Below are 21,728 nucleotides of genomic sequence, written 5' to 3' on the forward strand. Positions count from 1 at the left end.
CATTTCATGATGGTAAAATACCAATCCAACCAAGTAGTTGAATTGGTATATCGTTATATATTACAGGGTTACACGAACTGTTTTTACTTCAAATGGTTTACAATCAATACTAATTTGATTATTTTCCACCTTCATATTAGCGATGGATTCTTCTAATAGGTTCGTTTCTTCCACTGTTCCGATAGATTCCTCTAATTGAAGATTCACTTGCTCTCTTCCTCCAGAAGATTCATATAACCTAAAAATGAATCCTGATTGATCCTCGGCATGTTTTACCGTATCGATTACAACTGCTTGTGCATCTGTTTTAATAAAACTATGATGATTCGGCAAAGTGCCTTTATGTGCACGGGTCTTGAGGACACTTACTTCATGGTTAAGTTCATATCCCTCTCTAGTTACGTTCGCCGCCTGTGAGTTACCGAGGTGTGGATATAAAGAATACGTAAATTGATGTGTACCGATGTCGGCGGTCGGGTCTGGCCACTTAGGAGCACGTAATAACGATAATCTTAGGACATTGCCTTTCACATCATAACCGTATTTGCTATCGTTAAGTAAACTTACACCATAGTTGCTTTCGGATAGATCAGCAAAGCGGTGGCCGCATACTTCAAACTGCGCTGTTTCCCAGCTTGTATTATTGTGCGTTGCTCGGTCGACGGTGCCAAATGGGATTTCAAACGTTGCTTTATCAGTTACAATATCAACTGGGAAGGCCACCTTCAAAAGCTTATGTTCCTCTTTCCAATCGACATTTGTTACAAAATCAATTCTAGGGGAATGATGATAGAAAACGACATCTTGCTCGATCAAGGAATGTGAAACAGACCGTTTAAAGCGAAGCACATCTTTCGTTTTCCCTTTTTGAACGACTTCAACTGATTGTAATTTCACTTGTTCAGCCGGTTGGGCTTCAAATCTTGGATCGATATCCCAAGCATCCCAATACGTTGGACGGTCATGATAAAATTGGAGTTGATTCCCGGCTTCACCAGATTTGATTACTTCTCGTTTCGCTTTCTTATCAAATAAGCGTACGATTTCTCCATTTTCATTCCATTCTACTTTGTAATATTCTGTCTCCCAGTTACCATTAAAATCATTTACTTTTGGCGAACTTGCTTGTTGGTTGTTTCTTAACCAAATTGTGCAATAACCCATTTCCGGAATGTTTGGAACAAACACAGACATTTCTACTTGTTGATCGCTTATTTTCACATCACTCTTAAGCTGGTTTCCGTTCTCATCAAAAGCACCCATATCAACAAGATCCGTACCACCCTTAATTGTAACAATTTCTGATCTTGTCCATGACAGACTGTTAAGGATTACGATAGGCGTCCCATCCCCGGTTGTATCAATTTGTTTTTCTAATAATTCCAGTGCCTGATTTTTGGCAGAATGTCCGATCTTAAAGATTTCATTGTAATCAGATTCTGATTTTACATACACTTCCGGGATAGATGTCCCAGGGATTATGTCGTGAAACTGATTGAATAACAGTAATTTCCAACCAGTCTCCAAAGAATCAAATTGATGTTGCTCGTTCACCCATGATGCAAAGCTTCTCCATATTTCAGCATCACGATATAGGATTTCGGCTTTACGGTTCCAACGTTTATTTTTTGCATGTGTAGTATACGTACCACGATGGAGCTCAAGATACATATCACCATGCCAAGAAGGTAAATGTTCAACATTAGACTTTTTAATCCCATCAAAGAATTCATGCGCTGTACTAAATTCTGTTTTTGGTAATCCCGGTAAACTTTCGGAACGTTCTACGTATTTAACCATTTCTCTAGTAACACCGCCGCCGCCATCGCCATGTCCATACAGGAGCATCTGTTCAGGATGCACTGTCTTTTGTTTATAGCTGTCCCAATGGTCTTTAATTTCTTTCGGGTGTGTATACTCGTTCACTCCATGATTTAAGTAAGCAAGAATCGTTGTGCCATCAATCCCCACCCAATTAAATAGATCATAAGGAAATTTGTTCGTATCATTCCAATTCATTTTTGTCGTCATGAAATATTCTAGACCAGCTTTTTGAAGAAGCTGAGGCAACGATGCACAGTAGCCAAATGTATCGGGGAGCCATTCGATACGAGGTTTCACACCGAATTCTTCCTCATAAAATTTCATCCCGTATACAAGTTGTCTTACAAGTGATTCACCAGATGGAATATTTAAATCTGGCTCTACCCACATGCCGCCAACTATTTCCCATTTACCTGAAACGATATGTTTTTTGATTCTTTCATATAGATCCGGATAATGTGTTTTAACAAAATCAAAGGCCTGCGGCTGACTTTGCGCATATTTAAAATTAGGAAATTGATCCAACAACGTACTCATCGTTGAAAATGTACGACTCGTTTTCCGAACCGCTTCCTTCGCAGGCCATAGCCAAGCTAAATCTATATGTGATTGGCCAACCATATGAATTTTTCCTTGTGAATGATTTTCTAGATCTTTTAGTGAATGTAGTAGATTCGATTCGATTAATGAAACCCATTTCTGATCTTTTAACTTACTAGGATCTTCATTGAGAAATCTATTACTAAGCTCGGTTAAGGCTTTAATAATTTGATCTTTCTTTAAATCTCCTTCAGAGAGCAGTATTGCTGTTTCAAAATATACTTTCACTGTAAACAGCAAATCCTCTACAGCCCTATTCATTCGGACCAAATTACTTTGCAGCAGTGAAAGTGGCGCCGGACTGTGTTCTGCGGGTTCATTTTGGAAGTTTAACCCATCCACTACTTGCGCTATTGGATTATATAATTCAATTTTAATATCATAACTAGATTTCTTCCCATGATCATCCGGAAGTGGAACTAAACTGCGGTTTCTATCAATTCCATGATATGGCACCCCGTCCAGCGTTAATAAAGCCTCATGGTTTGTTTTAATTTCGGGCTGTCCTACATGAAAGACTACACCGACTGCACTTTCATTCCATTCAGTCGGTATTGTAATCGTCTTTTCCAAGAACATCGTTTCCCCAGAAACAATCAAGTGATCCCCAACATTGATCGTTTCTATCTCTTGGCTTTTATATTCATATTTTACCGGTTCTGTGTATATGGCTCGTGTAGCATGCCAGTTTTCAAGTTTGATGGATTCCAATACTTGGTGTCCGCTTAAAAAATTAATAAAGCGATGAATTCTGTTCAAAATGAATAACTCCTTTTGTCCAATTGGATAACTTAATTAAATCGAAATACATGTGCAATAGGGGCTGTTTCCTGTTTTTTTGACTCAGGCAATCTAATCTTGATTCCTTCGTCTGTTTGTGTAAACGAAATTCCTTCTCGGCCGCCAACAAGATCAATGCGATTTACCTTTTCCGTATATGGAATGATGATTTCGTCTTGTACTTTGCTATTTTCATCTTCGTACATAAAGAAACAAAATACTGTATCATCTTTCTTTGTAAATCCAATATTTTCTGTATAATATGGTGCGCACATTCTCGTACCATAAACTGCTTCACCGTATATTTTCAACCAACTGCCCATTTCTTTCATTCTTTTAATAGCTGTTCGTGGAAGTCTTCCATCCGGTTGTGCAGCTACATTTAAAGCTAGGTTTCCACCTTTTGAAATAACTTCAATTAATAAATGAATAAGTTCCCTCGTTGATTTGTAATCATCTTCGTATCGGAATGAGAAAGCGGTTCCCATTGTAATACAGCTTTCCCATGGAACATCCATTGGTTTTTCAGGAACTGCTTGTTCTGGAGTAATAATATTCTCAAAAGGGCCTCCAATAAGCCGATCAGCGGATAGAAGCCACGGTTGGTTTTCGCGTGCCTTATTTACTAGCTCCCCCAGTCGAATATCCTGCTTATTTCTTGCCGACACCCACCCGGCATCAAGCCAAAGCACCTCAATTCTCCCGTAATCGGTTAATAGCTCCATCATCTGTTCATGCGTAAATTGAACAAACCTTTCCCATAATTCCGGATGTTTTTCCGTATCATACGATGGGCCTCTCCACATATTCTTTCCACGTTCCATTCCCTCCGCCCAATATGTCGGAGTATGCCAATCCGCCTTTGAGAAATAAGCCGCAATCGGCAACCCTTTCGCACGGAATGCATCAAAAGCATGTTTGACAATATCGGCGTATTTATGGGTGTGGAATGGACTGCTAGGATCCGTTATTTTATAATTCGTCGTTTTCGTATCCCACATACAAAAACCATCGTGATGTTTAGTCGTAAATAAAAAATATTTAAACCCGCCCTCGTAAGCGAGCTCCGCCCATTCATCTGGTTGAAATCGAACAGGATTAAAGCTTTTATTTAAATCAAAATACTGTTTTTTAAATGTTTCAGGGTCTAGTTCCCAATCGATATCTTCCCTGGACCAATCGGCATCTTCATCACTTAAAGCCCATGATTCTACTATCCCTAATTGAGAATAGGGCCCCCAATGCATCATAAATCCTAATTTTTGATCTTTAAACCATTCTAATTGCTCTAATAGAATCGGGTCTTCTGGCTTTACCCATTTTTTATCATTACTAAAATGATGGACGCCATTCTCAACTTCATTATTTTCAATTTGTTCTGTATCGTGTGCAGACATACCCTTTCCCCCATTTTGTCCAGACTTCTATAAATTCATCTTACGATTTAGTCTTTATATTTGTATATGTGTAGAATATCAACTAGTTATGTCAGACTTTTTTATGTGTGATTTCAATGAACAAATAAAACACAGCTATTGAATATAATACACATATTAAAACGCTTAATATAAAGCGCAATCATCTAGAAGAATGGTTAACTTGACAATCTATATATTCTTTTTTACTATTAAATTACACAATATTAATAACATCTAAGAGAATAAGTTTTAAAGGGCTTACGAGACAATTATTGCTAAATATCAATGTGGATATTGATATTTCATGATTTACTTTAAGTATTTAATATACTTAGAATATTTTAAATCATGCCGCTATAGTAAGCGGTTTTTTCTATTTTATTTAGTGAAAAATAGAATTGAAAAATGTATGAAGGGGTAATATGCTATGAAAAAAAATTCAAACTACAGATTACTATTATCTTACATTCTTTCATACTTATTGATTTTCATAGTTCCTTTTTCAATTATCTCCATGATCTTTTACTATAACTCTGTGAAGAGTTTGCGAGAAGAAACAGAGTTGTCAAATATTAATAATCTCAACAATATAAAAAACATGATTGACGGCCGAATGAAAGAATTAAATGATATCGGCGCTCTTATTTCGATCGACTGGAAATTAACTCCTTATCGAGTCAGCAGAAATGAATTCCGTCCAGACGCAACAACCGAGCTTGAAAAATACAAGCAAAACAGTTCAATTATTGACGATTTATATCTTTATTATTTTATCCAAAACAATATTTATTCCGGAAATGGTCAAATGTCAATGGATGCATTTTTGAAATTCAGAACGAATCTAGAAAATACCACTACTGAATTATTTGTAAGTAATCTTAAGAACATTGATTATCCTGGCATATCTACTGATATTAAACCATTTGGTTCAAATCCAACTTTCGTCTACCCGCTTCCGCCAGGATCCGTTGGTACTTACGGCGTCATCTTTATGAAATTAGAAAATACTTTTTTTGAAAATATGATAAATAACATCTTGGGTGGATACGAAGGAAATGTATTTATTTACGATCATAATGACCAGCCCGTTTCTACTTTTTCAAATGACAGTACTATATTTAATCCATCTGTTATAGATAAAATCTTGGGTAATGATTCCAGAATTCAAGAGATGAAAATTGAAAATATTAATTATTCGATTGTTAAAGTCAAATCAGAAGTTAGCGATTGGTCATACATGATGGCTTTACCTACTAATCAATTTTTTAGCAAAGTTTCTAAATTTAAAACTTTTATGTTGTTAGTATTTTTGTTTATTGCCATCGTCACTTCTGCTATAACCATCTATATTGCACTGAAAAATTTTCATCCTATTCAAAAGATGGTTGATATTGTAAAACGCAAAGAAACTTCCATCGAATTTAATAGTAAAAACGATCTAGAAAATTTAAGTGTGTTGCTCGAGAATTTATATATAAAACACGATGATTTGAATAATAAGTATATTAGGCAGAAACCATTAATACGCGACCAATATTTAACTACTCTTCTCAAAGGTCAAATGAAAACGATCAACAAGTCTAACGAATTATTCGATTCTATTCAATTAAATTTAGACGGATCTCATTCCTTCGTAATGGTAACAGCGCTAACAAAAAATCAGCTAAGCAGGCTTGACATGGAAAAACTGGAGGAAGCTGCGGGGCAATTATTGAAATCTGCAAAAATATACGGTGTTGAATTAATCAATGATAAAATAATCGCTTATATCATTAATGGTAAATTCAATTCTAAATCAGAAAAAAATATGTTTTTAACTCAATTTAAACAGTTACTTACAAATGATTCATCAATGTTTATCGGCGTAGGAAAAACATATACAGGCAAAAATTTTATTAACCGATCTTTCATAGAAGCTTCTGCGGCTTTTGAATACGGTAAGACGAACCAAATTAGTAATATTGTTCACTTTGATGAAATAAAGGAACATCAAGAAACTGATACAATCTGGCTTCCTAAATCTCATTTACTTAAATTAACTCAGAGCTGCAAACAAGGAAATATAGAAATAGCAGACGAAGCAGTCGATTCTCTTATCATTTGGCTGCAAAATCATGTGGGGCCAAACCATTTACTTAAACACCTGAAGTATGATCTAGTGAATACGTTAATCAAGATTGCAAGTGAAACAGGAATTTCTTTGAACCCAAGTGCTATTTATTACCAGTACGATGATACAAACTTACAGCAATTCCAGAAAATCTTATCTGACTTAACAAAAGAAATTTGCAATAAAATCGCAGAAAAGAAAGAATCCCAAAAAAATCAGTTACAGCTTGATATTTTAGAATATATTAACACCCATTTTCAAGACTATAATCTCAGTCTAGAAAACATTGCTAAAGATTTTAATTTATCGGCCTCCTACTTAAGTCGATTCATTAAAGAAGAAACAACAAAAACATTCTCTCAATATGTATGGGAACTACGATTAGGAGAAGTCAAAAGACAATTAATTGAAACAGACTTGCCAATCAAGAACATTATTTCTAGCGTCGGTTATATTGACGCACCAAATTTCACAAGAAAATTCAAAAAAACGTTAGGACTAACTCCAAGCGAGTACAGGAATGTACATGCTAAAAATTGGGTAAAAGATCCGGAAAAGTCATTTTAAAAATAACTAATTTAACTTATCGAATACGTAGCATTTCTCTAAATCTCCCTTTGATATCAAAAAGGGAGATTCTTTCATATTTGAGAATTTGAAAGAAAAAAAAGCCTAATCCCTCCATATTTTTGGTGAGGAATTAGACTAATGATCTTCCCTAAGCTTATTAAATCCGATGTTCACGAAGGATTAGTTTCCGTCATACAACAAATATACTTAGGAAACTTCCTCCCATCTACAGGATTTTTTAAAATTAATCATTCTTAAAGCGAGGATCCAAAGCATCCCGTAGTCCATCACCAATAAAATTAATGGATAATACAGTTAAAAATATAGCCAGCCCGGGCGGGATCCATAGCCAGTATTCGAATTTAAGTACTCGCAAAGATAAAGCATCAGACATCATGTTTCCCCAAGTAGGAGTAGGTTGTGGGATGCCGAATCCAATAAAACTTAGAGAAGATTCTGCAATGATCATGTATGCCATAAATACCGAAGCATTTACAATGATAGGAGCCATCGCATTAGGCAGCAAATGCCTGAAAATAACTCTAGCATCGGAAGCCCCGACAGATTGCGCATTTAAAATAAATTCCTGCTCCCTTAATGATAAAAAAGTTGCTCTAATAATCCTCGTAATCTGTGGCCAGGATGTCAATGCGATGACCACCACAAAAATAAATATATTTACTGACCTCAGTATCGAAATGACTACGAGCACAAAAAGGATAAATGGAAAATTTAACATAATATCGCAAAATCTCATAATCAATGAATCAATAATACCTCCAAAATAGCCAGCTAGTGAACCAAGTATAACCCCGATCATGACGGTAAAAACCATGGCACTAAACCCAATGATCAATGAAACCCTTGAACCATAAACCAATCTTGAAAACACATCCCTTCCGGAACTGTCTGTCCCCAAAATATGTTCATGGCTCGGTTTTTGATTTGTGATCATCAAATCAGCCTTCTCGGGATCGGCTGTAGCTATGTAAGGCGCAAAAATGGCTACTAGTGTAATAAGGATAAGGACGCATAATCCAAACATCGCTGTTTTGTTACGGGCAAATTTTCGAATCGCAATTTGCCATGGCCCCATTCCTTTTTTGTTTTTGATAGCGAATGGCCCTTCTGATTTATTCACAATTGTATTCATATCTGCCTCCTAGTTATATCGTATTCGCGGATCAACAGCAGAATATAAAATATCCGCAATCAGATTCCCAATCAGTATGGCGATGGCAACAATTAAACTTATTGCCATAATCGTCGGATAGTCCCTAGTGAGAATGGAATCCAAAAACAATGTACCTATACCGGGCCAGGAAAAAACTTTTTCGGTAATAATCGCACCGCTTACTAAAGCCCCAAATTCAAAGCCCATAAGCGTAATAATCGGGATCATGGCGTTTCTTAACGTATGCTTAAATAAAAGTTTCCGCTCTGGAACACCTTTTGATTTTGCCGTCCGGATAAAATCCTTTTGAATGACCTCCAACATTTCCGACCGCATATATCTGAAATAGATTGCAGTGGCGCTGGTGCCGATTGCAATAGCGGGAAGTAAAGCATGATGCAGTTTATCCATAAATAGTCGAAATCCGGTATAATTCGCGGATGTGGTCACAGTACCTTGGGACGGAAACCAGCCGAAATGCAAAGCAAAAACAAAGATTAATAATAAACCTAAGTAAAAATTCGGTATAGAAAGACCGGTAAAGCTAAAGGTTGTCCCCATATAATCGACCAAGGAATATGGCCGCCTTGCCGAGAGAATGCCAAGCGGAATGGCAATGCTTATTGTAATAAATAAGGAAAGCGCGGCAAGCAGCACGGTGTTCCAAATCCGTTCATTGATCAGATCATTAACAGGTCGTTTCGTTTTTAAACTATTGCCAAAATCACCTTGGACGACGTTCGTCAACCATACGAAATACTGTTTTGGAATCGGATCGTCAATCCCATACATAGCCCGTTGCCTCTCAATATCTTCTTTCGATATGCCCGGGTCCATCTGCATGGCAAACGGATCTCCAGGAGCTAGTTTTGCAAGGGAAAAAATAAGGATGGTTATGATAAACAAGTTGGGAATCATCCCGAGGATTCTGCCAAATATATACTTATACAATGAATAACCCCCCTTTATTCAGCAAATTGCTCTTTGTATTTTGCATCATATAAATGGCAAGCAACATAGTGACCAGCCTTCAATTCTTGATATGCAGGTTTAATTTCCTTGCAAATACTAGTAGCCATTGGACAACGAGTATGAAATGGACAACCATTAGGAAGATTTGCCGCATCCGGAAGATCGCCTTTTAAAAGAATTCTTTCCCTTTTTGCCTCGGGATCCATTTTCGGAATCGCACTTAATAACGACTGTGTATACGGATGCAATGGCTCATGAAACAGCTCATTTTTCGGAGCCAGTTCCATCATTTGCCCCATATACATGACTCCGATTCGATCACTTATATGTTTAACAACACTTAGATCATGGGCAATAAATAAATAGGAAAGTTGAAATTTCTCCTGTAAATCCATTAATAGATTGATAATTTGCGATTGAATCGATACATCAAGCGCTGAAACCGGTTCATCGGCGATAATCAATTTTGGATTGATTGCAAGGGCTCGGGCAATTCCGATTCGTTGCCGCTGTCCGCCTGAAAATTCATGTGGATAGCGATGAATGACTTCCGGATTTAAACCTACAATTTCTAAAAGCTCTGCTACTTTTTCCATGCGGTTTTTTCGTGATTCATTCGTATGAATAGACAAAGGTTCATCGAGCAACTGTCCAATTGTCATTCTTTGATTAAGCGAAGAATACGGATCTTGGAAAACCATTTGCATATTTTTTCTAGATGAACGCAATTTCTGTCTGCTTAAATGGCTAATATCCTGACCTTGAAATATAATGCTGCCTTCCGTGGGGTCCAATAGTCGCATGATCGTACGTCCCAATGTCGACTTACCCGAACCGGATTCGCCGACTATTCCCAATGTCTCCCCTTCCAAAAGGGTAAAATTGATACTCTCAACGGCCTTTACATAGCCCGTTGCCCTGCCCAACAGTCCTTTTGTTATTGGAAAATATTTTTTTAAATCTTTAACCTCCAGAAGTGGCTGCAATGTCTTTTACCTCCTTTGTTGCTAGAACACAGCGGACTTTATGCCCCTCTGTAATCGAAGTTAATACTTGAACTTGGTCGCATTCCTTTTGTCGATAAGGGCAACGGGAAGCAAAACGACAACCGCTTGGATATTCATTGGCGCTAGGAACCATTCCTTTTATTGTCTTCAACCTTTTTTCTTCACTATCTATATTTGGCATAGAGGCGATTAATCCTTTTGTATACGGATGCTGCGGATTTTTAAACAATGTCAACACATCGGTATCTTCTACAATTTGACCGGCATACATAACCATTACTCGGTCGGCCATTTCAGCGACAACGCCTAAATCATGGGTAATCAACAACATGGATGTATCTGTCTGTTTTTTTAAATCGATCATTAAATCCAATATTTGTGCCTGGATTGTGACATCAAGTGCTGTTGTTGGTTCATCCGCAATTAATAAAGAAGGATTGTTAGACATTGCCATCGCAATCATCACTCTTTGTCTCATTCCACCTGATAATTGGTGAGGATATTGGTTAATCATCCTATTCGCATTGGCAAAACCAACCAATTCCAGCAATTCAACGGTTCTCTTCAACGCTTCATTTTTACTCATTTTTTGATGTTGTCGAAGCGGCTCCATAATTTGATTGCCAATCGTGTATACAGGGTTAAGCGAGGTCATAGGCTCCTGAAAGATCATAGCCATTTGATTGCCCCGAATTTGATTCATTTCTTTATTGGTTAGTTTAACTAAATCTTGTCCTTCAAATATAATTTCCCCATCGACAATTTCTCCGGGAGACTCTATTAACTTCATGATCGACATAGATGTCATACTTTTGCCGCTGCCCGATTCACCAACAAGTGCAACAGTTTCACCGCGGTTAATCGTTAAATTAACACCGTCTACTGCCTTAAAAAGACCTCTATTTGTATTAAAATAAGTTTTTAAATTTTTTACTTCAAGTAACGTTTCCCTCATAGGATCACCTACTTCTAAGAAATGCGCAAGCGCCTTGCCGATTGACGTACAAATCTCAGGTCCTCTTACTTACACAAAAGAGAAGGGCAAGAAAATTTACTAGTCGATATGCGCTGGAGCTAGACAATGCCAAATTTGAATTTTATCTTCTTAACTATTAAAAATCCTAAGCGGGATAATAATAGATTATCCCGCTCTGAAATGTATTTAGTTTTGAATATACCATTCATGAATATCTCTGAATATTTTAAGCTGTTCGGGCTTAACGTTTTGAATTTTGTCATTCCATGCCCGAATGCTGTTATTTGCATAAAGTGACAGCATTGGCAGTTCTTCCATTACATAGGCATTCCACTCATTATAGATTCCTACACGGTATTCCTGATCGAATGCTTCAGGCGTTTTGACCCCTTTATCTAATAACTCCTGCTGATGTTTATCGTTCCATCTCGTTATATTCCAGATTGACTTCGTATCCCAATAGGTTGATTTAGGGTCTGGGTCCTCAGTATTTGGCTCCCATCCAGCAACAAAAATATCGGTATCTTCGTCTTTTTCAAGCATGGAAATCAATGAACCTAAATCCATTGGCATTTGCAAATCAATTTTCAAGCCGATCTCTTCCAATTGCTGGACAATAATCGGTACAGCTTTTTCTCTAGCTCCTGTTGTATAATCTAATTTCAAAACTAATTCTTTGCCATCCGGATCCTCTCTGAACCCATCATTATTTGCATCTTTGTAGCCAGCTTCATCCAAAATCGATTTTGCTTTTTCAGGATCAAATGGATACGTATTAACCCCTTCTTCGTTATATGCCCAAGAAGATGGAGCCATATGACCATTTATGACAGTACCATGACCACCAAGCAAACCGTTCACAATCCCCTCGCGATTAATTGCATAGGCGATGGCCTGGCGCAATTTTTTATCCTGAACTTTCTTGTTAGGAATAAAATGCTCCGGATCAATTACACCCTTTTCGACATCCTCTTTTGGACGTTGATTCAGTTTAAAGCCTAGCCAGTTATAAGATAAGGCTGGAGCTTCATGCATTTTTATTCCGGGAATAGATTCAACAAGCTCATAATCTTGCGGAGCAACGGACAAGAGAACATCCACCTCTCCATTTTCCAATAAACCTGAGGCTAAATCCTCATTGACTACTTTCCAGACAACTCCATCTAATTTAGGACTTCCTTTAAAATAATCATCATTTCGAACTAACGAATAAGACTCATTTGTAACGGATTCAGAAGCTTTAAAAGGGCCTGTCCCAATAATATCGTTAAAATTAATAACTTCAGGTGCAGTCTTTAAATCCTTAACATCGTATTTTGAAAATACGTGTTCCGGTATAATATCGATGGAACCACGGAATAACGCCAATGCATTCTGTTCTTTGAAATGTAGTTTTACCGTGTAATCATTGACAACTTCAACCCCAGATAACTCATCTGCCTTGCCGCTATTAAACTCTTCAAATCCTACTAGATCCCCAGCATAATCCTGCCTTACGCCTGTATATTCGGGATGGGCAACAACCTCATACGTATATTTAACGTCATTTGCTGTAAACGGTTCACCATCATGCCATTTCACATTTTCATTAAGAGTAAAAACTAGTGTTTTATTATCATCTTCAAACTCCCAACTCTTCGCCAAGAGCGGTTTCCAAGCAAGCTCCTCATCTAGCTCTATTAAACTCTCATAAACAAATTCTACGATATATTGTTCGTTTGTTTCTGAAAGGAGCAACGGGTTGAAAACACCTCCCGGGGCTGCATAAAAAGCAAATGTTACCTTGCCTCCCTCTACTCCCTCTCCTCCTTCTTCGTTTGGTCCAGAATTGTTTCCAGTCTTCGGTTTATTGGTTCCCGTATTTGCATCATCTGAATTACTGCAGCCAATAAGTGCAAGCCCCATAACAAATACCATTGCTATGATCATCAAAAATCGTTTTTTAACCATTTTTCCCTACTCCCTTATTAATCATTTTCTAATTTCATCAAGATACTTGTACAATGTAAATTTGGAAATATTGAATAATTCACATACCCTGTCACCTGATTTAGTAATTGAAAAAACACCTTTCGAGTCCAAATATTCAATCGCCTTGATTTTATCTTCTTTTGTCATGATAGAAATGGGTTTACCAATAATCTTAATGCACATTTCAATGTAATATTCGAATAATTCATTTACATCTTGAACAAACATTTCATCCATCGGCAATTTTTCATTGCTCATCGTTAAATCTCTAATAGTATTTTCAATGAATAAAAAGTCAGAGATATCAAAGTTAATACATAAAGAGCCAATTATTTTCCCTTCTTCATCGCGAAGGATCGCTGTAGAAGAGCGCAATATTTTTCCATCTTTTGTGTGCGATGTGTAATTGTAAATCCCCATATCATTACCATCGTCTGTCGCGTACTCCAATCCAAGATTCGTAATGCTGGAACCAATATTTCGATTGGTTACGTGACCATTCTCAATGGCAATGACACTTTTCTCGAAACCTTGTGAAAAATCATGTAAAACAACTTCGCACTTATCCCCAAACTGTTTTGAAATACTTTTCATAATTGACATTAAATTATACTTTTCATCATTTATGTTTTTCATTTCTGCCTTCTCAACCTTCCGCCTAATAGCAATACTCTTTTAAGGTTTCACAAAAATGCTAAATTAGATACTGCCGTATAGAACAGGCAATTTTACATGGCTTGGATAGTCAGCGCTATGGAAAATTTGCTGTTTTGCAATAATTGCTTCTGATTCCTCGTAAGGGCCTGCACCGGTATTCGGATTAGGAAATGCTACGAATTTGCTGGAAGACGTAATTGAAAATCTAATTTTATGTCCCTTTTTGAATGTATGACCAATGTTTTGCAAGTAAATATCATATTTTTCAATCGCATCTGGCGTCAACAATTCAGGTGCAGCGGAACCGTTCCTATATTTGGCCCGGATGATATAGTTGGAAAGAAATACGGATTTTCCATCTTGATTTACATCGCTTAACGTAACAACCCAATCCGTATCTACCGCTGAACTGGCTGCATAAATTTCCGCTGACAGCTCTCCAGCGATCGCCAAATCTTCTTCGAGGGCGGGTGATGTGTACACAAGGATATCATTTCTGATTTCATACTTATTAAGAATCTCCGGTTCTCTTAATCCGCTAAAATCAAACGGTTCATTTGGATTGTAAATAAATGTATCCGCTTGGTTCTTGTCAGGCGGTGTCAGTTGCAACAAACCATTACCATTACTCGAGTTGGCCGAACCATTGCTATTTAAATGGAATTTTGTAATCGTCGCTTCTTCCGGAGTCCAATCGGCGGATGTTTTCCACTCATTATCTCCAACAACATAGTAGGTAGCCCTCGGTTCCTCATCAATGCCATTGGCTATTCCTTTCAAATATCGGTCAAACCACCTAAGGACATCAACATCATAATGGTATACAACCGCATCATTGCTGAAATTAACACCCATCAAATCCCGTGCCCGATTTGGGTTATGTTCCCACGGACCTAGCCATATTTTACGATTCGGTACATCATGTTTCGTTAACATCCGCCATGTTTCAGATACACCCGGACCATCCCCATCATACCAACCGGAAATAACAAACATCGGAACTTTTACCTGGTCACCGCGTTTGGAAAAATTACAGTTATCCCAGAAATCATCATACTCCGGATGCTCGCTCCAAATATCCCAAGGACCTGAATTTTTCCCAATCATTTGCTGAGGGATTTCTTTAATTGGCCTTGCATCTACCGCATTCTCGACATTTATTGCATCTCCTTTAAAGATGTTGAAATCTGTTCTTGTCCCAACCGACTGGGCCAATGTCCAGCTTAAGAGGGGCCAGGAGCACAATGAACCGCCTCTTCTTACGGTGTCAACAAATGGGGAACCGACATTTACTTCATTAACAACGGCTTTAAGATTTGGGTGACCGCTTGTTGCAGCGGATACGACAACATATCCTAAATAGGATGCACCCCACATCCCGACATTGCCATCGGACCATTTCTGATTAATGATCCAATCAATCGTGTCGCTGCCGTCATCTCTTTCATAATAAAAAGGTACCAAATCCCCTTCTGAATCAGCCCGCCCCCGTACATCCTGATTGACAACGGCATAGCCTTTATTGGCCCAGCGGATTAAAGCGTCTTTTTTAGCATGCCGGTCATAACAGGTCCGAATTAGAATGGTAGGCAATTTTGCTCCTTTTTCAATTCCCTCCGGCAAATAGACATCGGTTGCCAATTTTACTCCATCTCTCATCGGGATCATAAAGGTACCAAGGTCATTGATGCCGTATTCAGGCTTTGAAAGATTTGAATCATTATAAACAACTAGCGGTGTCAATTGTTCAAATCCTGATTTAACAATCACTTCCATTCCATACCGATTTGGACAAACAAATGCGATGATTTTCTCGTCCAGTGTTACTACATCGATAGCTGTATCATTTCTTCGTGCCCAAACCTGGGAAGTTAGTTCCTTTCCGTCAATGTCGGCTTGATAGTTTATATGTTTTTTGTAAAGACTATCATTCTCTAAAACTACTTCCTCAGTGTCCCATTCTGCCTTTGCATAGCATTCAATATTTTCATGTATGTATGAAAAAGGGAGATTTGCATTTAAATTTTCCGCAATCACATTTTCGTTCATTTGTGTTCGCTGCCGCTGATCCACCTTAGCATGCATGATATTTTTCGGATCAAAGCGTATTTTCCCTTCGTAAATCCCAGCACAATAATAATTAAAAATAGTATTGTTTAAATACGTATTCATTGAAAAGTCCCTCCTTACTATTATGTCGTGGCTTTTCGCTGTCTAGCTCCAGCGCTTATCGACTTGCAAACTTCCAGTCCTTCTCTTTTGCGTAAGTCAACATCAGGTGAAATTTGAAATGCCAATTTCACTTGCTCGTCCCTCGCCGTGTTTCCTTTATCTCAGTCGAAGACCCTGAAGTTTATACGTCGATGAGCAAGGCGCTTCTGCTTTTCTCACCACACTTGTTCAAATACCCTTAACCAGTTCTCACCAATGATTTTCTTAACTTCTTCATCCGAATATCCTCTTTTGATCAGTCCACGGGTCACATTGATAAAATAGCTGTATTTCTCCAAACCGATGATGGTTTCCGTTGATGGACCATTCCCTTTGGCAAAACCTAGAGTGGGTGCGATATGTTCTTTAAAATAAACAAGCGACCAGGTCACATCGCTCATCGGCCAATCCGTTCCAATTCCGACGTGATCAATGCCAACTAAATCAACAACATAATCAATATGATCGAGCACATGGTTGATTGTCGTATGATTGGGATCATCATGGATGAACCAAGGCATCGCGAACACACCAATGACCCCGCCTGTATTGGCAATTGCTTTGATTTCGTCATCGCTCTTGCAGCGCATATGGTTGAAAATATTCTCAACCCCTGTATGTGAGGCAATTACAGGCTGCTTAGAATATTTACAAGCATCAAGTGTTGTTTGTTTTCCGCAATGGCCTGTATCTACAACGATTCCAAGATCATTAAGTCGTTCAACGAATTTTATACCAAAATTGGTTAAGCCAGCATTTGACTTCTCTGCACAACCTGCACCGATATAATTTTGTGTATTGTATGTTAATTGCTGAACCCTGAGTCCAAAGTCATAAAGGGAATCAAGCAATTCCAAATTTGTCCCAAGGCCTTTTGTTTCCTGGGATGTAACAATTCCCGCCTTAAGGTCATTGCTTTTTGCATTTCTAATGTCTTCCGCGGAAACAGCTTTGATTAACCAATCAAATGCGTCAAATTGTTGTTGTACTTCAGCCATGCTCATAATGATATTTTCTGGATTGGTTAAACTTAATTGCCTATTTGCGGCAGTAATGCCTGATTGATACCATTCTTCCTTGAATTCAGGAATCTCCCCGCTAACGGACATTCTGGAAATTATTTTCCTTGGCATTCCGCTATATACAAAAGGATCATGACGATACGGCTCACATTCTTGTTTTAATTTCTCGGAAATTTCCTCAGATATTGCCCGAGGGGATAAAGGTCCCTGAAATAACAGATCTATAATGATGCTTTCTTCGTGTAATCTTTTTCCTCTCTCTTCTTCTTCAACACTTAATTGAAAATCAAATAATCCTTCTTTATTGGTCATACTAATCCCGCCTTAGTAGTTAGATACCTCATTTTTTTTGCTCATTTCTTTATAGATAAAATTTGCAGCAGCAATGTCTTCAATTGCCAAGCCTAATGAGTTAAAAATGGTAATGCTTTTTTCGGACTTTCTTCCAGGGATCTTTCCAATTAATAACTCGCCAATCTCCCCCTTGATATGGCTCTCATTGATCACCCCTTCCTGAAGCGGGATAAGGAAGTCACCCGATTCTTTTGTAGCAGATTCAACCCTATCTACATAAAATTCTGACTTCTTTACTAAATCAGTAGCAAGCTCTCGATCATTTGCCTTGCATGCGCCAACTGCATTAATATGTGCGCCTTCTTTCACCCATTCACCTTTTAAAATAGGTTCTCTTGCAGCCGTTACGGTACAGATAATGTCTGCTTGATGAACTGCCTCCTCGGCTGAGTCAGAAACATCGACAGAAATATTGAGTTTAGCCTCCATTTCCTCCTTAAAAGCTAGACCGTTTTTCCTATGCCTGCTCCAAACTCTTACATATTTTATCGGCCGAACTAACAGCATTGCTTCTAGATGGCTTCTAGCTTGTTCGCCTGTACCCAAAATGGATAATGTATGTGAATTTTTATTAGCTAATAGATCTGTAGCAATCGAACTTACTGCTGCAGTTCTGATAGCCGTTATTTCATTGCCATCCACTATTGCTTGCAACTTGCCATTTATCGCGTTAAATAGTAATACAACACCCTGGTGTGAGGGAAAACCAATTTGGTTATTATCTGGATATACGGTTATGACCTTTGTACCAATCACTCCATCATTTTTCAGATAAGATGGCATTTGGCCCAATACATTCTCTCCTTCCAAAGGGAGAACAGTTCGGAGTACTTGAAGCGCCTGTCCATTTGCCAAATCTGTTAGGGCTCTTTCCATTACATTCATGCACGATTTAACGGAAAGTATATCTCTTACCACATCAGCTGTAATCACCAACATTGCAGTCACTCCCAAATCAAAGCAAAAATTTGTTTTTTTGTTCTAATTTTTTTTTTGCTTTTTGTTCACATTATGTTACCCAAAGTTGTCAAAATAGTCAATACATAAATAAAATTTGTATTTTTAAAAATAACAGTTAATAACTCTTATTATTTATTCGCCTACAGATTAGTGCATCTTCCTCTGTTCATGTGAAATTCGATGCTAGTATAGGGATTACTTTCATGCCTCATTTTGAAGAAGTCATTTGTATATTTCATTCAATCAAATTTTTATTTTTTTGGCCTAATAATTTTTTTGCATTTCTTTTTGTGTTATTGTATACTAAATTTTCAGAAGAATATGTATGTTGCATAAAAATAAACTAAGAGGTGTCCTTGACATGAACACACAGTTTTCCTATGCACAAGAAATGGATCAAATCGATGTGCTAAAAGAATACCGCAATGAATTTTACGTTTCGGATCAAAAAATTTATTTTGACGGAAATTCATTGGGGCTTTTATCGAGGCGTGCTGAACTTTCAATAGGGAAAATATTAGAGATGTGGAAAAAATATGCGATTGATGGGTGGACTGAGGGAGAACATCCATGGTTTTATTTATCCGAAAAGCTTGGTGAAATGTCTTCAAAACTAATAGGAGCAAATGCAGATGAAGTCATTGTTACAGGCTCAACTACAACAAATCTTCATCAACTTGTTGCCAGTTTCTATAAGCCGATAGGGAATAAAACTAAAATACTTGCTGATGAATTAAACTTTCCTTCCGACATATATGCATTAAAAAGCCAGTTAAACTTAAGAGGTCTTAACCCAGACAAACATCTAGTCCAAGTGAAAAGCAAATATGGAGATACATTGGAAACAGAGGATATTATCGCAAGCATGACAGAAGATATTGCCTTAATTGTTTTGCCAAGTGTTCTCTATCGCAGTGGTCAAATTCTAGATATGAAGACATTAACAGCTGAAGCCCGAAAACGAAATATAATCATCGGATTTGATCTATGCCACTCTATAGGAGCCATCCCGCACCAATTGTCTGAATGGGATGTTGACTTTGCTTTCTGGTGTACGTATAAACATTTAAACGGAGGTCCTGGAAGTGTTGGCGGTCTTTATGTAAACGCGAGACATTTTGGCAATCAACCAGGCCTTGCCGGCTGGTTCAGCTCTGCAAAAGATAAACAATTCAATATGGACCATACGCTGACTCCAGCAAAAAATGCCGGTGCTTTTCAAATCGGTACGCCGCATTTGTTAAGTGCTGCACCATTATTAGGTTCATTGGAAATGTTTCAGGAAGCAGGCATTGATAAAATTCGTGAAAAATCACTGCGTTTAACGGAATACTTGATAAAGTTAATTGAAATTGAACTGGCGGAATACAGCTTTACGATTGCCAGCCCAAGGGATTCCCTGTCACGAGGCGGACATATTTTTCTGAAACACTCCGAGGCAGCCCGCATTTGCAAGGCCTTAAAAGCTGAAGGAGTTGTACCAGATTTTCGCAACCCGAATGGAATTCGTTTGGCACCGGTCGCTTTATATAATACATTTGCAGAAGTATGGCATGTCGTGCAAATTTTGAAAACGGTTATGAAGGAAGAGCGATATAATAAATTCGAAAACAAGCGAGGTGTCATTGCTTAATGACCAAGTGGTTTGATATTTCCCAACCGTTGACAAACGATATGGCGCATTGGCCAGAAGACACGCCTTTTTCTTTTTCCCTTACGTATACAAAGGAACAAACGGGATCCGTTAATATCGGACAAATGACAACTAGTTTGCATACAGGAACACATATTGATGCACCATTTCACTATGACTCAAACGGAAAAACTGTCGATCAACTGGATTTGGGTCACTATATTGGCAAAGCGTTTGTTGCAGACGTTAGCCATACCGAGAAAATAACCGCTGAGGTATTACAAAGATTCAACTGGGACAACGTTGCTCGAATTTTATTGCGAACAGCACTCCCAAATAATCCAAAATATTTCCCTAAACAAATGCCCTTTCTAGATCCTAATCTTGCACCATTTTTAAAAGAAAGGGGTGTAACATTACTCGGTGTTGACATGCCTTCCGTTGATCCGCCTGACAGCAAGACTTTGGACACCCACCATGCACTTTACAAACATGAAATTCATATTTTGGAGAATCTCATGCTAGACCATGTAAATGAAGGCTTTTATGAACTAATCGCCTTGCCGCTCGCCATTAAGGGGGCTGATGGCAGTCCAGTTCGTGCTGTATTACGATCAATCTCGAAAGGAGGAATTTTAAATGAGTGAACATGATACGAATGAAACATTTAAAACAGAAAAAAACATCCATACAAATTTTAGAGAAAAAATGACGTACGGTGATTATTTGCAGCTTGATAGATTATTGACCAGTCAGATTCGAATGTCTGACCATCATGATGAAATGTTATTTATTATTATCCATCATGTAAGTGAATTGTGGCTGAAGTTGATTATTCATGAAATCCAAGCTGCAATAGAGGCAATAGAGCGGAATGAGTTGCAAACTTCATTTAAAATGCTCGCCCGTGTTTCCAAAATTCAATCTCAGATTATCCAAACATGGGATGTATTATCAACCTTAACACCCTCAGAGTACATGGGATTTCGTGACAAATTGGGAAATGCATCTGGATTTCAATCATATCAATATCGCTTGGTTGAATTTGTCCTTGGCTATAAAACGCCGCATATTCTAAAAATCTATGAAAAGAATGAGGAGCTTTTTGAGATTTTGGATAAAGCTTACCATCGTCCAGGACTCTATGATGTTACCATTCAAGCATTGTCCCGCGCGGGATTTCCAATTAACCCAGAAGTATTGCAACGTGATTTTTCAAAAACATATGAAAAAGATGATACCGTCGAGCAGGCTTGGCTAGCTGTCTACCAGAACGTCGACAAGCATTGGGATTTGTACGAGTTGGCTGAAAAACTGGTTGACATCGAAGATTGGTTCCAACAATGGCGGTTCCGTCATATGAAAACGGTTGAAAGAATCATCGGACACAAGATTGGAACCGGAGGCTCATCTGGTGTTGGTTATTTAAAGAAAGTCCTTGATCACTATTTCTTCCCGGAATTGTGGGAGATTCGGACGAAGATTTAAA

15 protein-coding genes are annotated in these 21,728 nt (G+C 38.0%); 4 read left to right on the top strand and 11 right to left on the bottom strand.

Annotated features, from left to right (window positions below; translation table 11 throughout):
- Window positions 1-60: 60 nt before the first annotated feature.
- On the bottom strand, window positions 61-3,183 hold the full coding sequence (locus NQ185_RS00235) for an alpha-mannosidase (protein WP_257579511.1): 3,123 nt from the start codon (window positions 3,181-3,183) through the stop codon (window positions 61-63).
- A 32-nt stretch (window positions 3,184-3,215) separates the two neighbouring features.
- A complete protein-coding gene (locus NQ185_RS00240; RefSeq protein WP_257579512.1) occupies window positions 3,216-4,601 on the bottom strand; it encodes an alpha-L-fucosidase in 1,386 nt (461 codons plus the stop codon).
- A gap of 448 nt (window positions 4,602-5,049) precedes the next feature.
- On the opposite strand from NQ185_RS00240, the gene NQ185_RS00245 reads away from it, so the two are divergent.
- A complete protein-coding gene (locus tag NQ185_RS00245; RefSeq protein WP_257579513.1) occupies window positions 5,050-7,299 on the top strand; it encodes a helix-turn-helix domain-containing protein in 2,250 nt (749 codons plus the stop codon).
- Between the two features lie 247 nt (window positions 7,300-7,546).
- Here the strand turns inward: NQ185_RS00245 and opp4C are convergent, their stop codons facing one another.
- From opp4C to NQ185_RS00290, 9 genes are all read right to left on the bottom strand, one after another.
- Window positions 7,547-8,455 carry an oligopeptide ABC transporter permease gene (gene opp4C, locus NQ185_RS00250; RefSeq protein WP_257579514.1) on the bottom strand — a complete coding sequence of 303 codons (909 nt, stop codon included), beginning with the start codon at window positions 8,453-8,455 and terminating at the stop codon, window positions 7,547-7,549.
- Window positions 8,456-8,464: 9 nt separating this feature from the next.
- The gene (locus NQ185_RS00255) at window positions 8,465-9,427 is read right to left on the bottom strand and encodes an ABC transporter permease (RefSeq protein WP_257579515.1); all 963 of its coding nucleotides are present in this window, start codon (window positions 9,425-9,427) and stop codon (window positions 8,465-8,467) included.
- 14 nt (window positions 9,428-9,441) lie between these two features.
- A complete protein-coding gene (locus NQ185_RS00260; RefSeq protein ID WP_257579516.1) occupies window positions 9,442-10,434 on the bottom strand; it encodes an ABC transporter ATP-binding protein in 993 nt (330 codons plus the stop codon).
- Entirely contained in the window at window positions 10,412-11,410 is a 999-nt protein-coding gene (locus tag NQ185_RS00265; RefSeq protein WP_257579517.1) for an ABC transporter ATP-binding protein, read from the bottom strand. The genes NQ185_RS00260 and NQ185_RS00265 overlap by 23 nt, the downstream gene beginning before the upstream one ends.
- Window positions 11,411-11,617: 207 nt before the next feature.
- Complete coding sequence (locus tag NQ185_RS00270; RefSeq protein WP_257579518.1) at window positions 11,618-13,381, bottom strand: ABC transporter substrate-binding protein; 1,764 nt, start codon at window positions 13,379-13,381, stop codon at window positions 11,618-11,620.
- A 21-nt stretch (window positions 13,382-13,402) separates the two neighbouring features.
- Window positions 13,403-14,038 (bottom strand): helix-turn-helix transcriptional regulator, encoded by a 636-nt coding sequence (locus NQ185_RS00275; protein WP_257579519.1) that lies wholly within the window; start codon window positions 14,036-14,038, stop codon window positions 13,403-13,405.
- Between the two features lie 63 nt (window positions 14,039-14,101).
- The gene (locus NQ185_RS00280; RefSeq protein WP_257579520.1) at window positions 14,102-16,231 is read right to left on the bottom strand and encodes a CocE/NonD family hydrolase; all 2,130 of its coding nucleotides are present in this window, start codon (window positions 16,229-16,231) and stop codon (window positions 14,102-14,104) included.
- Window positions 16,232-16,446: 215 nt separating this feature from the next.
- Window positions 16,447-17,604 carry a dipeptidase gene (locus NQ185_RS00285; protein WP_257579521.1) on the bottom strand — a complete coding sequence of 386 codons (1,158 nt, stop codon included), beginning with the start codon at window positions 17,602-17,604 and terminating at the stop codon, window positions 16,447-16,449.
- 12 nt (window positions 17,605-17,616) lie between these two features.
- Complete coding sequence (locus NQ185_RS00290) at window positions 17,617-18,585, bottom strand: ornithine cyclodeaminase family protein (protein ID WP_257579522.1); 969 nt, start codon at window positions 18,583-18,585, stop codon at window positions 17,617-17,619.
- 382 nt (window positions 18,586-18,967) lie between these two features.
- Here NQ185_RS00290 and kynU point away from each other — a divergent pair, with 382 nt between their 5' ends.
- Genes kynU through kynA form a run of 3 tightly spaced genes read left to right on the top strand, consistent with a single transcriptional unit; the run spans window position 18,968 to window position 21,727 of the window.
- Window positions 18,968-20,239, top strand: coding sequence for a kynureninase (kynU, locus tag NQ185_RS00295; protein ID WP_257579523.1), 1,272 nt, complete (start codon window positions 18,968-18,970; stop codon window positions 20,237-20,239).
- Window positions 20,239-20,886, top strand: a complete 648-nt coding sequence (kynB, locus tag NQ185_RS00300; RefSeq protein WP_257579524.1) for an arylformamidase — start codon at window positions 20,239-20,241, stop codon at window positions 20,884-20,886. Before kynU ends, kynB begins: the two co-directional genes overlap by 1 nt.
- The gene (kynA, locus tag NQ185_RS00305) at window positions 20,879-21,727 is read left to right on the top strand and encodes a tryptophan 2,3-dioxygenase (RefSeq protein ID WP_257579525.1); all 849 of its coding nucleotides are present in this window, start codon (window positions 20,879-20,881) and stop codon (window positions 21,725-21,727) included. The genes kynB and kynA overlap by 8 nt, the downstream gene beginning before the upstream one ends.
- Window position 21,728: the final 1 nt, after the last annotated feature.

This window comes from Lederbergia panacisoli (assembly GCF_024626525.1).
GTDB classification, from domain to species: domain Bacteria; phylum Bacillota; class Bacilli; order Bacillales; family Bacillaceae_C; genus Lederbergia; species Lederbergia panacisoli.

Bases quoted from the DNA above. Each gene is read 5' to 3' on its own strand.
- NQ185_RS00290 (WP_257579522.1), bottom strand. From the start codon at position 18,585: ATGTTGGTGATTACAGCTGATGTGGTAAGAGATATACTTTCCGTTAAA.
- kynB (WP_257579524.1), top strand. From the start codon at position 20,239: ATGACCAAGTGGTTTGATATTTCCCAACCGTTGACAAACGATATGGCG.
- NQ185_RS00270 (WP_257579518.1), bottom strand. From the start codon at position 13,381: ATGGTTAAAAAACGATTTTTGATGATCATAGCAATGGTATTTGTTATG.
- NQ185_RS00285 (WP_257579521.1), bottom strand. From the start codon at position 17,604: ATGACCAATAAAGAAGGATTATTTGATTTTCAATTAAGTGTTGAAGAA.
- kynA (WP_257579525.1), top strand. From the start codon at position 20,879: ATGAGTGAACATGATACGAATGAAACATTTAAAACAGAAAAAAACATC.
- NQ185_RS00265 (WP_257579517.1), bottom strand. From the start codon at position 11,410: ATGAGGGAAACGTTACTTGAAGTAAAAAATTTAAAAACTTATTTTAAT.
- NQ185_RS00280 (WP_257579520.1), bottom strand. From the start codon at position 16,231: ATGAATACGTATTTAAACAATACTATTTTTAATTATTATTGTGCTGGG.
- NQ185_RS00245 (WP_257579513.1), top strand. From the start codon at position 5,050: ATGAAAAAAAATTCAAACTACAGATTACTATTATCTTACATTCTTTCA.
- NQ185_RS00240 (WP_257579512.1), bottom strand. From the start codon at position 4,601: ATGTCTGCACACGATACAGAACAAATTGAAAATAATGAAGTTGAGAAT.
- NQ185_RS00275 (WP_257579519.1), bottom strand. From the start codon at position 14,038: ATGAAAAACATAAATGATGAAAAGTATAATTTAATGTCAATTATGAAA.
- kynU (WP_257579523.1), top strand. From the start codon at position 18,968: ATGAACACACAGTTTTCCTATGCACAAGAAATGGATCAAATCGATGTG.
- opp4C (WP_257579514.1), bottom strand. From the start codon at position 8,455: ATGAATACAATTGTGAATAAATCAGAAGGGCCATTCGCTATCAAAAAC.